Here is a 13,013-nt window from a genome sequence, read left to right as displayed (position 1 = left end):
ATGCTCTCCCTCGGCAAACTGCTTGATCTGACCCTGGCCGGTCGCGAACCGGCCGAGAAGACCCAGGTGACGGTGCAGGGGGTACGCTTGCGCTGGCTGGCCGAGGGGGCGCTGGAAGTCTGCCCGCCGCAGGCCCGGGACAACGGGCTGGACTTGCTGTTGTCCGCCGGCATCCATGGTAACGAGACCGCGCCCATCGAGCTGCTCGACGATCTGATCGGGCGGATTGCCAAGGGTGAAGTTCATCCAAGGGCGCGGATCCTGTTCCTGTTCGGCAACCCCGAGGCGATGCGCAAGGGCGAGCGGTATATCGAGCAGGACGTGAACCGCCTGTTCAATGGCCGGCACGAGCTGTCCAGTGGTGCGGAGGCCCTGCGTGCCGGGGACCTCGAGCATCTGGCGGCGACCTTCTTCCGCGAGCCGGGACGCACCCGGCTGCATTACGACCTGCACACCGCGATCCGTGGCTCCAGGATCGAGCAGTTCGCCCTCTATCCCTACCAGGAAGGGCGCCAGCATTCCCGTCGCGAGCTGGCGCGCTTGCGCGCCGCCGGGATGGAAGCGGTGTTGCTGCAAAGCAAGACCTCGATCACCTTCACCGCCTACACCTATGAACAGCTGGGGGCCGAGGCCTTCACCCTGGAGCTGGGCAAGGCGCGGCCGTTCGGGCAGAACCAGCAGGTCAATCTGGAGCGCCTGGAGGCGCGACTGATCCAGATCATCGAAGGCAAGGAGCCGGAGCAGGCTGATGAGCTGGATGGCCTGCAACTGTTCAGCGTGGCCCGGGAGATCATCAAGCACAGTGACAGCTTCCACCTGCATTTGCCGGCGGATATCGAGAACTTCTCGGAGCTGGCCAAGGGGTATCTGCTGGCCGAGGACCTGGCGGAAACCCGCTGGATCGTGGAGGAGGAGGGGGCGAGGATCATTTTCCCCAATCCCAAGGTGAAGAACGGGCTGCGGGCGGGGATCCTGATCGTTCCGGCTTCGGCTGAAGGTCTGGGCCAGTAGTACCGGCCTCATCGCTGGCAAGCCAGCTCCCACAGGGTTCTGCAGCGACTCGGACCCTGTGGGAGCTGGCTTGCCAGCGATGAGGCCGGAACAGACAACCAAAAAGGCCGCGGTATCAACCGCGGCCTTCTTATTTACACCGCCACCTTCTGCGGCACTTCACTGCGGCGCAAAGCCCGCAGCTTCAACAGGGTATCGGCACAGGTATTCGCCGCTTCCTCGCCCTTCAGCACGAAGTGCTCGAAGAAGAACTTCTGATGCTCGTCACCGGCATGGAAGTGATGCGGGGTCAGCACCACCGAGAACACCGGCACTTCGGTCTCCAGTTGCACCTGCATCAGCCCGCTGATCACCGACTGGGCGACGAACTCATGGCGGTACAGCCCGCCATCCACCACCAGGCCAGCGGCGACGATCGCGCCATAGCGGCCACTACGTGCCAGCAACTTGGCATGCAGCGGGATCTCGAAGGCACCACCGACCTCATAGAAATCGATATCGCCCGCCTGATAGCCATGCTTGGCCATCTGCTCGACGAAGCCCTTGCGGCTCTGATCGACAATATCCTTGTGCCAGCAAGCCTGGACGAAGGCGATACGCTCGTTGCCGTGGGCTTTGCTGTCGATTGGGGTTGCTTGCATTGAAACGGACTCCTGTTTGTATGAGAAACAGGGCATCTGGATCGAAAGGGATGGTCGTTCGCGAAAATGCGGACGAACGGACACAAGGTGCCTATCCCGTTCTCTCTTTATCCGGACTGTGACCGTCGGCCCCGGAATCACACCGGGTCTGCTGACCTTGCAAAGCCTTGCCTGCAAGCGCTCGCGGGCTATGCGCGCTGGGCGCAATTACCGCCGGTGGGGAATTGCACCCCGCCCTGAGAACGTTGCCATCATGGGTGATGGCGGGGGATTTTGTAACATAGATTTTGCCGGAACGCATAGCCTGCTAATCAAATCGCCCCGATTAACCTTCTTTTCATCCGTCAATGGCGGTTTGCAGCGTATAAACCCACTACAACTGGCACGCAGGCTGGCTATAATGCGGCCCTTTGCCGTCGTTTTCGTCATTTGACGCGCACATTTGCCTCAGGCCGCCGTTTCCGTGGAAGAACCTATGAAAAGCGCAGAAATCCGTGAAGCCTTCCTTCGATTCTTCGAAGAGCAGGGACACACCCGAGTCGCCTCCAGCTCCCTGATTCCGGGCAACGACCCGACCCTGCTGTTCACCAACGCCGGGATGAACCAGTTCAAGGACTGCTTCCTGGGCCAGGAAAAGCGCGCCTACACCCGCGCCGTGAGCAGCCAGAAGTGCGTGCGTGCCGGCGGCAAGCACAACGACCTGGAAAACGTCGGCTACACCGCGCGTCACCACACCTTCTTCGAAATGCTGGGCAACTTCAGCTTCGGTGACTACTTCAAGCGCGACGCCATCACCTTCGCCTGGACCTTCCTGACCTCCGACAAGTGGCTGAACCTGCCGAAGGAGAAGCTCTGGGTCACGGTCTACGCCAGCGACGACGAAGCCTATGACATCTGGACCAAGGAAGTCGGCGTGCCAGCCGAGCGCATGGTTCGCATCGGCGACAACAAGGGCGCGCCATACGCCTCCGACAACTTCTGGACCATGGGCGATACCGGCCCGTGCGGCCCGTGCACCGAGATCTTCTACGACCACGGCGCCGACATCTGGGGCGGCCCACCCGGCTCGCCGGAAGAAGACGGCGACCGCTACATCGAGATCTGGAACAACGTCTTCATGCAGTTCAACCGCACCGCGGACGGCGTCCTGCACCCGCTGCCGGCGCCATCGGTGGACACCGGCATGGGCCTGGAACGCATCAGTGCGGTCCTCCAGCACGTCCACTCGAACTACGAGATCGACCTGTTCCAGAGCCTGCTGGCCGCTTCGGCCAAGGCCATCGGCTGCACCGACGAAGGCCAGCCTTCGCTGAAAGTGGTGGCCGACCATATCCGTTCCTGCGGCTTCCTGATCGCCGACGGCGTGGTGCCGTCCAACGAAGGCCGTGGCTACGTGCTGCGCCGCATCGTGCGTCGCGCCTGCCGTCACGGCAACAAGCTCGGCGCCAAGGGCAGCTTCTTCTACCAGATCGTCGCCGCGTTGGTGGCCGAGATGGGCGAAGCCTTCCCTGAGCTGAAATCCCAGCAGGCGCACATCGAGCGCGTGCTGAAGACCGAGGAAGAACAGTTCGCCAAGACCCTGGAACAGGGCCTGAAGATCCTCGAGCAGGACCTGGCCGAGCTGAAAGGCAGCGTCATCCCGGGCGAAGTGGTGTTCAAGCTGTACGACACCTACGGCTTCCCGATGGACCTGACCGCCGACATCGCCCGCGAGCGCGAGTTGAGCATCGACGAGGCAGGCTTCGAGCGTGAAATGGAAGCGCAGCGCGAGCGCGCCCGTTCCGCCAGCGCCTTCGGCCTGGACTACAACAGCCTGGTCAAGGTCGACGTCGACACCGAGTTCCTCGGCTACAGCGCCACCGAAGGCAGCGCGAAGATCGTCGCCCTGTACAAGGACGGCCAGTCCGTCGAGCAACTGGGTGAAGGCGAGGAGGGCGTGGTGATCCTCGATCGCACGCCGTTCTACGCCGAATCCGGCGGCCAGATCGGTGACACCGGCTACCTGCAGGCCGGCGCTGCACGCTTCGACGTGCGCGACACCACCAAGACCGGCGGTGCCTTCCTGCACCACGGCGTGATCGCCAGCGGCAACCTGGTGGTGGGCGCCCAGGTCGAGGCCAAGGTCGATGCCGACGTGCAGAAAGCCACTGCGCTGAATCACTCCGCCACCCACCTGCTGCACGCTGCGCTGCGTCAGGTCCTGGGTGAGCACGTACAACAGAAGGGCTCCCTGGTGAACAGCCAGCGCCTGCGTTTCGACTTCAGCCACCCCGAAGCGGTCAAGCCAGAGCAGATCAAGCAACTGGAAGAGATCGTCAACCGCGAAGTGCGCAAGAACTCCGAAGTGCAGACCGAAGAGACCGATATCGACACCGCCAGGCAGAAGGGCGCCATGGCGCTGTTCGGCGAGAAATACGGCGACAGCGTGCGGGTCCTGAGCATGGGCGGCGACTTCTCGGTCGAGCTGTGCGGCGGTATCCACGCCAAGCGTACCGGTGATATCGGTCTGCTCAAGATCGTCAGCGAAGGTGGCGTGGCTTCCGGCGTGCGCCGTATCGAAGCGGTCACCGGTGCAGCGGCACTGGCCTACCTGAACGCCGCCGAAGAGCAGCTCAAGGAAGCCGCGCAGCTGGTCAAGGGCAGCCGCGACAACCTGATCGACAAGCTCTCGGCCGTGCTGGAGCGCAACCGCCAGCTGGAGAAACAGCTGGAGCAGTTGCAGGCCAAGGCCGCCAGTGCCGCCGGTGACGACCTCGCCAACAGCGCGGTGGACGTCAAGGGCGTCAAGGTCCTGGCTGCGCGCCTGGACGGTCAGGACGGCAAGGCCCTGCTGGCCCTGGTCGACCAATTGAAGAACAAGCTCGGCCGCGCAGTGATCCTGCTCGGCAGTGTCCACGAAGAGAAGGTCGTACTGGTCGCCGGCGTGACCAAGGACCTCACCGGCCAACTCAAAGCCGGGGATTTGATGAAGCAAGCCGCTGCGGCGGTGGGTGGCAAGGGTGGCGGTCGTCCGGACATGGCGCAAGGCGGTGGCGTGGACGCCGCAGCGCTGGACACTGCACTGGCCCTGGCCGTGCCATTCGCAGAGCAGGGTGTCTGAGGCGCCGACGGCCCGTCGTCTAGTGACGGGCCGTCGGCGTTGTGTTTTGTTTATTGGGTGCCCTTCACGGGCTGAGGCGGCTTTGAAATGGCGTTGATCGTACAGAAATTTGGCGGCACCTCGGTCGGCACAATCGAGCGAATCGAGCAGGTTGCCGAAAAGGTCAAGAAATTCCGCGAAGCTGGCGATGACCTGGTGGTTGTACTGTCGGCGATGAGCGGCGAAACCAACCGCCTGATCGACCTGGCCAAGCAGATCAGCGATCAGCCGGTTCCGCGTGAACTGGACGTGATCGTGTCCACCGGTGAGCAGGTGACCATCGCCTTGCTCGCCATGGCACTGATGAAGCGTGGCGTTCCGGCGGTGTCCTACACCGGTAACCAGGTGCGGATTCTCACCGACAGCGCGCACAACAAGGCGCGCATCCTGCAAATCGACGACCAGAAGATCCGTGGCGACCTCAAGGCTGGCCGTGTGGTCGTGGTCGCGGGTTTCCAAGGCGTCGACGAGCAAGGCAACATCACCACCCTCGGTCGCGGTGGCTCCGACACCACCGGCGTGGCCCTGGCGGCGGCCCTGAAGGCTGACGAATGCCAGATCTACACCGACGTGGATGGTGTTTACACCACCGACCCGCGCGTGGTGTCCCAGGCCCAGCGCCTGGACAAGATCACCTTCGAAGAGATGCTGGAAATGGCCAGCCTCGGTTCCAAGGTGCTGCAGATCCGTGCCGTCGAGTTCGCCGGCAAGTACAACGTTCCGCTGCGCGTGCTGCACAGCTTCCAGGAGGGTCCGGGTACCCTCATTACCATTGATGAAGAGGAATCCATGGAACAGCCGATCATTTCCGGCATCGCCTTCAACCGCGATGAAGCCAAGCTGACCATCCGTGGCGTACCGGACACCCCGGGCGTGGCTTTCAAGATCCTCGGCCCGATCAGCGCCGCGAACATCGAAGTCGACATGATCGTGCAGAACGTTTCGCACGATAACACCACCGACTTCACCTTCACCGTGCACCGAAACGACTACGAGAAGGCCATGGGCGTGCTGAAGAGCACCGCTGCCGAGATCGGCGCCCGTGAAGTGATTGGCGACACCAAGATCGCCAAGGTCTCCATCGTCGGTGTCGGCATGCGCTCCCACGCGGGCGTTGCCAGCCGCATGTTCGAAGCCCTGGCCAAGGAGAGCATCAACATCCAGATGATCTCCACTTCCGAGATCAAGGTCTCGGTGGTCATCGAAGAGAAGTACCTGGAGCTGGCTGTACGCGCTCTGCATACCGCCTTCGAGCTGGACGCCCCGGCGCGTTCGGGCGAGTAAGCGTTGTCCCCTGGGGCGCGGCCATGCCGCGCCCCTCTTTATTTGAGCCGGGTGCCTCCCTTCACCTGGTCAATACTCTGGCGTAGGCCCGTAGCCGTCCTGGTTGCAGTCCGAAGCCTGTTTCACCTACAGACTGTTGTCCCTGAACTGAATCCCCTGAGGAGTAACGTATGCTTATTCTGACTCGTCGGTGTGCCGAAAGCCTGATCATTGGCGATGGCGAAATCACTGTGACCGTGCTCGGCGTCAAAGGAAACCAGGTGCGCATTGGCGTCAATGCACCGAAGGAAGTGGCTGTACACCGCGAGGAAATCTACCTGCGGATCAAGAAAGAGAAGGACGAAGAACCAAGCCTTTAATTTTTCTCAGTTTTTTTTCAAAAAAGAGTTTGCAAACGGGGAAGGCTCTGGTTATTATACGCCCCGTGTTGCGGAGAGGTGGCCGAGTGGCCGAAGGCGCTCCCCTGCTAAGGGAGTATACCTCACAAGGGTATCGGGGGTTCGAATCCCCCCTTCTCCGCCATTATTCATGTAGGGCGCTGTAATCTGGCATGAATCACTAAGTCGTTGAAATTAAACGAAAAAGTGGTTGCCAAAACGATTTAGCGAACTATAATGCGCGGCTTCAAATGCACTCGTAGCTCAGCTGGATAGAGTACTCGGCTACGAACCGAGCGGTCACAGGTTCGAATCCTGTCGAGTGCACCATAAAGACGAAGCAAGTTTCACTGAAAGTTGCTTCAGCTTCAACCAGAGGTGATCTGGTCCATCAAGTACCAACCCTGCACTCGTAGCTCAGCTGGATAGAGTACTCGGCTACGAACCGAGCGGTCACAGGTTCGAATCCTGTCGAGTGCACCATACAAGACGAAGCAAGTTTCGCTGAAAGTTGCTTCAGCTTCAACCAGTGGTGATCTGGTCCATCAAGTACCAACCCTGCACTCGTAGCTCAGCTGGATAGAGTACTCGGCTACGAACCGAGCGGTCACAGGTTCGAATCCTGTCGAGTGCACCATACAAAACGAAGAGCCCGCCTACATGGCGGGCTTTTTTTTGTCCGCGATTTGTTGATCCCGATAAATAATTTGTCACTCAATGCCAGCCGGCGCGTGCTAATTTTTCAGCAGTGCGTGTGCTTTTTCCTGGGCGCTCGCCGTCGCATTGATGGATTCGCGCGTTTGCCTGCGTCGTTTTCGCAAACGATTGTTTTCACCGATATTTTCAGCCCTCAGACAGCTCAAGCGGTGTATGATTGCGCCCGTCAGCCCCGCCGGGGCTTGTGGAATACCACCATGGACTTACCCAGTAGTTACTTAAAAGCCTGTCTTGCCAATCACGATGTGACTGATTGATCCTCCCGGCGTGCTCTGCTGCTGGGAGTGGAGTTCGCCTATGACTGAAATCGAAGCAAAAAAAACGCAGGAAAGCCTGCAGGACCGCCTGGCCCAGGTGGTCGAGCTGCTGCAGCGTCAGCGCCTGGTCGAAGACCTGACCCACCGTCAGGAAGGCGCGCATAACGATCACGTAGAGAGTTTTGTCCACCGGCAGAACCTCGTCGAGCTGCAACGCAAGCTCGATGACCTGCACTCTGCCGACGTTGCCCACATTCTCGAAGCGCTGCCCCTGGATGACCGTCTGACCGTATGGCAGTTGGTCAAGGCCGAGCGCGACGGCGACATCCTCCTCGAAGTATCCGACTCGGTCCGCGAGACCCTGATCGCCGACATGGACGATCACGAACTGCTCGCCGCCGCCAAGGAGATGGACGCCGACGAACTCGCCGACCTCGCCCCGGAACTGCCGCGGGACGTTGTCCACGAGTTGATGGAAACCCTCGACGCCCAGCAACGCGAGCGTGTCCGCTCGGCGCTGAGCTATGACGAGGAGCAGGTCGGTGCGCTGATGGACTTCGAGATGGTCACCATCCGCGAAGACGTCAGCCTGGAAGTGGTCCTGCGCTACCTGCGCCGGCTCAAGGAGCTGCCGAACCACACCGACAAACTCTTCGTCGTCGACTACGACGGCATCCTCAAGGGCGTGCTGCCGATCAAGCGTCTGCTGGTCAACGACCCGGACAAGCAGGTCGCCGAGGTCATGGCCGACGATCCGGTCAGCTTCCACCCCGACGAAGACGCCTACGACGCCGCCCAGGCCTTCGAACGTTACGACCTGGTATCGGCCCCGGTGGTCGACAAGAACGACCGCCTGATCGGCCGTCTGACCATCGACGAAATGGTCGACCTGATTCGTGAAGAAAGCGAAACCGAAGTCCTGAACATGGCCGGTCTGCGCGAGGAAGAAGACATCTTCGCCTCGGTCTGGCGTTCGCTGCGCAACCGTTGGGCGTGGCTGGCGATCAACCTGATCACCGCCTTCGTCGCCTCTCGGGTGATCGGCCTGTTCGAAGGCTCGATCGAGAAGCTGGTGGCCCTGGCGGCCTTGATGCCGATCGTTGCCGGTATCGGCGGCAACTCCGGCAACCAGACCATCACCATGATCGTCCGCGCCATGGCGCTGGACCAGGTCAGCCCCGGCAACACCACGCGCCTGATGCGCAAGGAATTGGCGGTATCGCTGATCAACGGCCTGATCTGGGGTGGGGTGATCGGGGTGGTGGCCTTCCTGCTCTATGGCAGTTGGTCGCTAGGAGTGGTGATGACCGCCGCCATGACCCTCAACCTGTTGCTGGCGGCGTTCATGGGGGTGTTTATCCCGATGACCCTGGTGCGGATGGGGCGCGACCCGGCGATGGGGTCCAGTGTGATGATTACGGCGGTGACCGACAGTGGCGGGTTCTTCATCTTCCTGGGCTTGGCCACGCTGTTCCTGTTGTAAGCCATCGACCAATCAAAAAAGCCAGCTTCGCGCTGGCTTTTTTGTGCTTGGGCTTCAAGCTACAAGCTGCAACTCATAAGAAGAAGCCTGTGGTGACGCGGACTGCTTTTTCTTGCCGCTTAAAGCTTGAGGCTTATAGCTCCCCAAAAAGCAAAACGCCCGGTGCAATCACTTGCACCGGGCGTTTTGCTCTGAATCGAGTTCAGCGAAGAAAGATCAGGAAGCGTCCGCAGCCATCTCGACGTCATGGGCGATCAGGGCAACCAGGGCGTTCTGCTGGCGGTGGGACAGTTGGCGGAAGCGTTGCAGCAGCTCGCGCTCATGCAGGGACAGTTCCGGGCTGTCCAGGCGCATGCTCAACTCGTCGCCCAGTGCGCCTTCCTGGATCAGGCTCTGTTCCAGGCGGGCAATGATCTCGGAGTTCATGCTGCGGTGGTGGTTACGCGCAACCTCGGCAATGCGCTCACGCATTCCGTCTGGGAGGCGGACGACGAATTTGTCTGCGGTGCGGCTTGAGTAGATAGCCTGTTTCATTGGGCGCATATAATTGACCGGTTTAGTTCAGGGGAAGCGGTTCTTGAAGTTGGCCGCGCGATGAGACTAGGACCATCGGAGCGGTCAAATGTTCAACCTGAATTGTGAATGAGGTCGCAATGATGCCTCATTGTCGCCGGTTCCTTGGCGTCAATTCTGTGACAAATATTGAACCGGGTGGAGGCTTTTTGCCAGTACCAATTATCAGAAATGAGCACTGGTTTGAAAAGTTGAAATTCGCCCTCTGCCCTGATTCAGCCACCTTTTTGACTGTCGAAACCGACCAGCGAAAAGGTAACGGAAAGCGCCTAAAATACCTGCGCTTTTCCTATCTATGAGCATAGTGGCTATGCAGCATGACGCAAGCTCCGCGGCCCCGTCGCACTCTCGTGGCAGGCTGATATTCCTGATGGGGCCTTCGGGTTCCGGCAAGGACAGCGTGATCGATCACTCCAGACCGGCCCTTGCGGGGCTTGGCGTGGCGGTCGTGCGGCGGGTCATTACGCGCTCCGCCGAGGCGATCGGCGAAGAGGCGCATAGTGTAACGCTTGCGCAGTTCCTTTCGCTACGTGAACAGGGCGCGTTCGCCCTCGATTGGGAGGCCAACGGGCTGCGTTATGGCATTCCTGCCGAAATCGACGCCTGGCTGGCCGAAGGGCGCTGGGTGCTGGTCAATGGCTCCCGGGGGCATCTGCAGGAGGCCCGGGAAAAGTATTCCGACCTGTTACCGATCCTGATGACGGTTAGCACGGATGTCCTGCGCCAGCGCCTGGTTAGTCGTGGGCGGGAATCGGACGTGGAGATCGAGCAGCGGCTGGCCCGGAATAAACGGGTGCCGGGAGAACTGGGCAGCGATGTGCGTTACCTGGACAACTCCACCACCCTTGCCGAAGCGGCGCAGCGTCTGTTGATCTTGCTAAAGGCAGCGGGCTTGCCGGCTCAGAACGAATAGCGTTCCTGCTCGTGCATGGGTACGGGCTGGGCCCGGACTTCGGTCGCCTGACCCATCACAGCGGGGCGCGCTTGCATCGACGTGCGATAGTCCACGGAATGCACCGGGGTATTGGCAGGCATCAGGCCCATGGCGAGCACGGCAGTCAGGGCCAGGGCGTTCAGGGCGAGCAGGGCGTGGGTCATGGTCGAGGTTCCGGGGCTGTTGGGTCGTGTGCATTCCGTTGATCTCTATGCAGCACGGGCCATGCCATTCGGTTCATTTTATTTTTTCTTTTAAAATCAATTAGTTATGTGTTTTTACGGAGGGTGTGTCCGTGCATCGTGCAATGATGGCCTCATGCCCCATTGCAAATTGCACGAGGCCACGCGGCGCCCCCTCGATTCTGGCAGGCAAAAAGCCCGATCCACGGAATGACAAATGCCTCCCCGCTGGTTAACATGCACGCCTTCCGCCGCGCGACGCCCGTTGCCGGCTCAGGGTCTCAGTAGCTCAATTGGATAGAGCATCCCCCTCCTAAGGGGAAGGTTGGCAGTTCGAACCTGCCCTGGGACACCACTACAATCAGGCAGCTAGCCTGGTTTTTCTCTGGCTGTCTCGACAGCGATATCTGTTTGGTCCCCACACTTGGTCCCCACCTTCGCCCTGCGCTGGAAACTTCAGAAAAAATCGGCATATTCGCGAAATCTGAACATTTTCAAAAAGTCGTGCGCTGACGAAAATATCTGCGTGCCCAAGTTGATTGAAGGAAATAATCCATGCGCTAGCCGTCCCCCAAAGCAGGGGCAGCTACACCTCTTCTGAGGAGAGAAGGCCCGTCAGTAGATCGCATCAGGTCTGACAGGTGCTTGTCATGACTTTTCTGGCGCCCTTGAGATCGAGCGCCGTCCGCACGGCGCTTCGCGAGCAAGCTCGCTCCCACATTTGTTGCAACGTACCTATGCCTGTCTGGCCATGGTTGACTGCCTTGTTGGTTCGACGCAATACCGGGTCGACCCCAACAGCCTCCCCACGATACATCGCCGAGCCTCCAAAGGCTGACAATGGAGATCTCACAGGCCATGGCGCGTTGCAACAAATGTGGGAGCGAGCTTGCTCGCGAAGCGCCGCGCGGGCGGCGCTCGATCTGGAGAACGCTGAAGATCTATCGGCTTGCGTCTGGTAGCCATCATGCGGTCTCTCGACAAGCGACCTGGGGTCACCACTGGTCTTCGGAAAAGATGTGTAGATACCCATGCTCCCAGCGACGAGCACCTGCAGAGGATGACTCGGTTTCGTGTTCATTCAACCTTTCATGGATGGCAACGGGCGATTGTCCCGCTTTCTGATCCATCACGCTCTCTGCCAAAGCGCTGCCCTGGAGAACGGGCTGCTGCTCCCGGTCTCGGTAGCGATGAAGCGTGAGGAGCGTATGTACCTGGAGGCGCTGCAGGCGTTCTCCAGGCCGGTCCGGGAGTTCTGGCAGGTCAACTGGATCGATTTCGAACAGTACGGGTGTATCTCAAACCCCCGTCTTGATGGCACTCCATACCCGTGTCCGAATGCGCTCGATCTTCAGGGGCAGGGGATGCAGCGGGAACAGGGTTTCCATCACCTGCGCCGAAGGATAGGCCGTTTGGCTCTCGCGCAGTTTCAGATCCAGCAAAGGCCTGGCATCCAAATTGGCATTGGGATAGCCGAGGAAATTGGAGCTGCTGGCGATGACTTCGGGCTTCATCATGTAGTTGATGAAGGCAAGGCCCTGGTCCGGGTGGGGGGCATCGCTGAGCATGACCAGGCTTTCCATCCAGATTGGCGCACCTTCCTTGGGAATGCTGTATTCCACCTTGCGATCGCTGCCGGCATGTTCGATCGCGACTTGCGCATCATGCACGCCGCCACTCCAGCTGATTGCCACGCAGATGTCGCCATTCGACAGGTCGGTAACGAACTTCGAAGAGTCGAAGTAGCGAATATGGGGACGAATCTTCAAGAGCAGTGCCTGCGCCTTTTTGTAGTCGTCGGCGTTTTCGCTCTCGGGGGGCAGGTCTAGATAGTGCAACGCGATCGGGATGATCTCGCTGGGAGAGTCCAGCACCGCAACACCGCATTGGGCGAGCCTGGCAATGTTCTCTTCCTTGAAGATCAGGTCCCATGAGTTCACCGGTGCATCCGGGCCAAGGGCTTTCTTCACCAGTTCGGCGTTGTAACCGATGCCTGTAGTGCCCACCAGATAGGGTACGGCATAGCGGTTGCCGGGGTCGTTGACCTCCATTTTCTTCATAAGCGCCGGGTCCATGTGGCTCCAGTTGCCAAGCTGGTTGCGGTCCAGGGCTTTCAAGGCGCCTGCCTTGATCATGTTGGGCAGCGTGTAGTCAGTCGCAACAACCACGTCGTAACCGGTTTTGCCCACCATGACCTTGCTCTGCATGACTTCGGAACTGTCGAATGAGTCGAGCAACACGCCCACTCCAGTCTCCTGCTCAAATTTTCTGGGCGTGTCGGGGTGGATGAAGTCGTACCAGTTATAGAGGTGGACGCTTGGCTTGGCAGCCTCGGCCGCGACGCCCATGGTTACGGGCAGCAGCAGGGCCAGTCCGAGCTTCATGAACTTGTAGGGTTTCATAGTGATGCTCCTG

At 60.1% G+C, this 13,013-nt stretch carries 10 protein-coding genes, 5 tRNA genes, 1 pseudogene and 1 riboswitch; of the genes and pseudogenes, 12 read left to right on the top strand and 4 right to left on the bottom strand.

The features are described from left to right. Positions 1–1,011, top strand: coding sequence for a succinylglutamate desuccinylase (astE, locus tag PSEMO_RS09260; RefSeq protein ID WP_075802755.1), 1,011 nt, complete (start codon positions 1–3; stop codon positions 1,009–1,011). Positions 1,012–1,145: 134 nt separating this feature from the next. Here astE and PSEMO_RS09255 read toward each other — a convergent pair whose 3' ends face one another. After that, positions 1,146–1,652, bottom strand: coding sequence for a 6,7-dimethyl-8-ribityllumazine synthase (locus tag PSEMO_RS09255; RefSeq protein ID WP_075802754.1), 507 nt, complete (start codon positions 1,650–1,652; stop codon positions 1,146–1,148). A gap of 94 nt (positions 1,653–1,746) precedes the next feature. Continuing rightward, positions 1,747–1,900: riboswitch (FMN riboswitch) on the bottom strand. A gap of 227 nt (positions 1,901–2,127) precedes the next feature. On the opposite strand from PSEMO_RS09255, the gene alaS reads away from it, so the two are divergent. From alaS to mgtE, 8 genes are all read left to right on the top strand, one after another. After that, positions 2,128–4,752, top strand: a complete 2,625-nt coding sequence (gene alaS / locus PSEMO_RS09250) for an alanine--tRNA ligase (protein WP_075802753.1) — start codon at positions 2,128–2,130, stop codon at positions 4,750–4,752. 87 nt (positions 4,753–4,839) lie between these two features. Continuing rightward, positions 4,840–6,075 (top strand): aspartate kinase, encoded by a 1,236-nt coding sequence (locus PSEMO_RS09245; protein ID WP_075802752.1) that lies wholly within the window; start codon positions 4,840–4,842, stop codon positions 6,073–6,075. A gap of 170 nt (positions 6,076–6,245) precedes the next feature. Further along, positions 6,246–6,434 (top strand): carbon storage regulator CsrA, encoded by a 189-nt coding sequence (gene csrA, locus PSEMO_RS09240; protein WP_003175645.1) that lies wholly within the window; start codon positions 6,246–6,248, stop codon positions 6,432–6,434. 72 nt (positions 6,435–6,506) lie between these two features. Beyond that, positions 6,507–6,597, top strand: a tRNA-Ser gene (locus tag PSEMO_RS09235). A 108-nt stretch (positions 6,598–6,705) separates the two neighbouring features. Then, a tRNA-Arg gene (locus PSEMO_RS09230) sits at positions 6,706–6,782 on the top strand. A 76-nt stretch (positions 6,783–6,858) separates the two neighbouring features. Next, positions 6,859–6,935: transfer RNA gene (locus PSEMO_RS09225), tRNA-Arg, on the top strand. Positions 6,936–7,012: 77 nt separating this feature from the next. Beyond that, positions 7,013–7,089 (top strand) — tRNA-Arg (locus tag PSEMO_RS09220). Between the two features lie 377 nt (positions 7,090–7,466). Next, positions 7,467–8,909, top strand: a complete 1,443-nt coding sequence (gene mgtE / locus PSEMO_RS09215; RefSeq protein WP_075802751.1) for a magnesium transporter — start codon at positions 7,467–7,469, stop codon at positions 8,907–8,909. Positions 8,910–9,125: 216 nt separating this feature from the next. Here mgtE and PSEMO_RS09210 read toward each other — a convergent pair whose 3' ends face one another. Next, positions 9,126–9,452: an Arc family DNA-binding protein gene (locus PSEMO_RS09210; protein WP_003254499.1), complete on the bottom strand. Its 327-nt coding sequence runs from the start codon at positions 9,450–9,452 to the stop codon at positions 9,126–9,128. A 340-nt stretch (positions 9,453–9,792) separates the two neighbouring features. Between PSEMO_RS09210 and phnN the strand changes: the two genes are divergently transcribed. After that, a complete protein-coding gene (gene phnN, locus PSEMO_RS09205) occupies positions 9,793–10,395 on the top strand; it encodes a phosphonate metabolism protein/1,5-bisphosphokinase (PRPP-forming) PhnN (RefSeq protein ID WP_075802786.1) in 603 nt (200 codons plus the stop codon). Here the strand turns inward: phnN and PSEMO_RS09200 are convergent. After that, a complete protein-coding gene (locus PSEMO_RS09200; protein WP_075802750.1) occupies positions 10,383–10,580 on the bottom strand; it encodes a hypothetical protein in 198 nt (65 codons plus the stop codon). The two genes, phnN and PSEMO_RS09200, sit on opposite strands and share 13 nt — an antisense overlap. 296 nt (positions 10,581–10,876) lie before the next feature. Between PSEMO_RS09200 and PSEMO_RS09195 the strand changes: the two genes are divergently transcribed. Together PSEMO_RS09195 and PSEMO_RS33770 are read left to right on the top strand one after the other, a co-directional pair. Then, positions 10,877–10,953, top strand: a tRNA-Arg gene (locus tag PSEMO_RS09195). 712 nt (positions 10,954–11,665) lie between these two features. Next, a pseudogene (locus PSEMO_RS33770) lies at positions 11,666–11,881 on the top strand (Fic family protein); the annotation flags it as partial. Between the two features lie 15 nt (positions 11,882–11,896). On the opposite strand, the gene PSEMO_RS09185 reads toward PSEMO_RS33770, so the two are convergent. Next, positions 11,897–13,000: a polyamine ABC transporter substrate-binding protein gene (locus tag PSEMO_RS09185; protein ID WP_075802749.1), complete on the bottom strand. Its 1,104-nt coding sequence runs from the start codon at positions 12,998–13,000 to the stop codon at positions 11,897–11,899. Positions 13,001–13,013: the final 13 nt, after the last annotated feature.

Origin of the sequence: Pseudomonas putida, from assembly GCF_001941965.1 — a bacterium.
Taxonomy (GTDB): Bacteria; Pseudomonadota; Gammaproteobacteria; order Pseudomonadales; family Pseudomonadaceae; genus Aquipseudomonas; species Aquipseudomonas putida_L.
Note: the sequence above shows the minus strand (reverse complement) of the source record. Positions and strands in the feature narration are given on the sequence as shown.

Coding starts and splice junctions, on each gene's coding strand:
- PSEMO_RS09185 (WP_075802749.1), bottom strand. CDS start 13,000: ATGAAACCCTACAAGTTCATGAAGCTCGGACTGGCCCTGCTGCTGCCC.
- csrA (WP_003175645.1), top strand. CDS start 6,246: ATGCTTATTCTGACTCGTCGGTGTGCCGAAAGCCTGATCATTGGCGAT.
- mgtE (WP_075802751.1), top strand. CDS start 7,467: ATGACTGAAATCGAAGCAAAAAAAACGCAGGAAAGCCTGCAGGACCGC.
- PSEMO_RS09200 (WP_075802750.1), bottom strand. CDS start 10,580: ATGACCCACGCCCTGCTCGCCCTGAACGCCCTGGCCCTGACTGCCGTG.
- astE (WP_075802755.1), top strand. CDS start 1: ATGCTCTCCCTCGGCAAACTGCTTGATCTGACCCTGGCCGGTCGCGAA.
- alaS (WP_075802753.1), top strand. CDS start 2,128: ATGAAAAGCGCAGAAATCCGTGAAGCCTTCCTTCGATTCTTCGAAGAG.
- phnN (WP_075802786.1), top strand. CDS start 9,793: ATGCAGCATGACGCAAGCTCCGCGGCCCCGTCGCACTCTCGTGGCAGG.
- PSEMO_RS09210 (WP_003254499.1), bottom strand. CDS start 9,452: ATGCGCCCAATGAAACAGGCTATCTACTCAAGCCGCACCGCAGACAAA.
- PSEMO_RS09245 (WP_075802752.1), top strand. CDS start 4,840: ATGGCGTTGATCGTACAGAAATTTGGCGGCACCTCGGTCGGCACAATC.
- PSEMO_RS09255 (WP_075802754.1), bottom strand. CDS start 1,652: ATGCAAGCAACCCCAATCGACAGCAAAGCCCACGGCAACGAGCGTATC.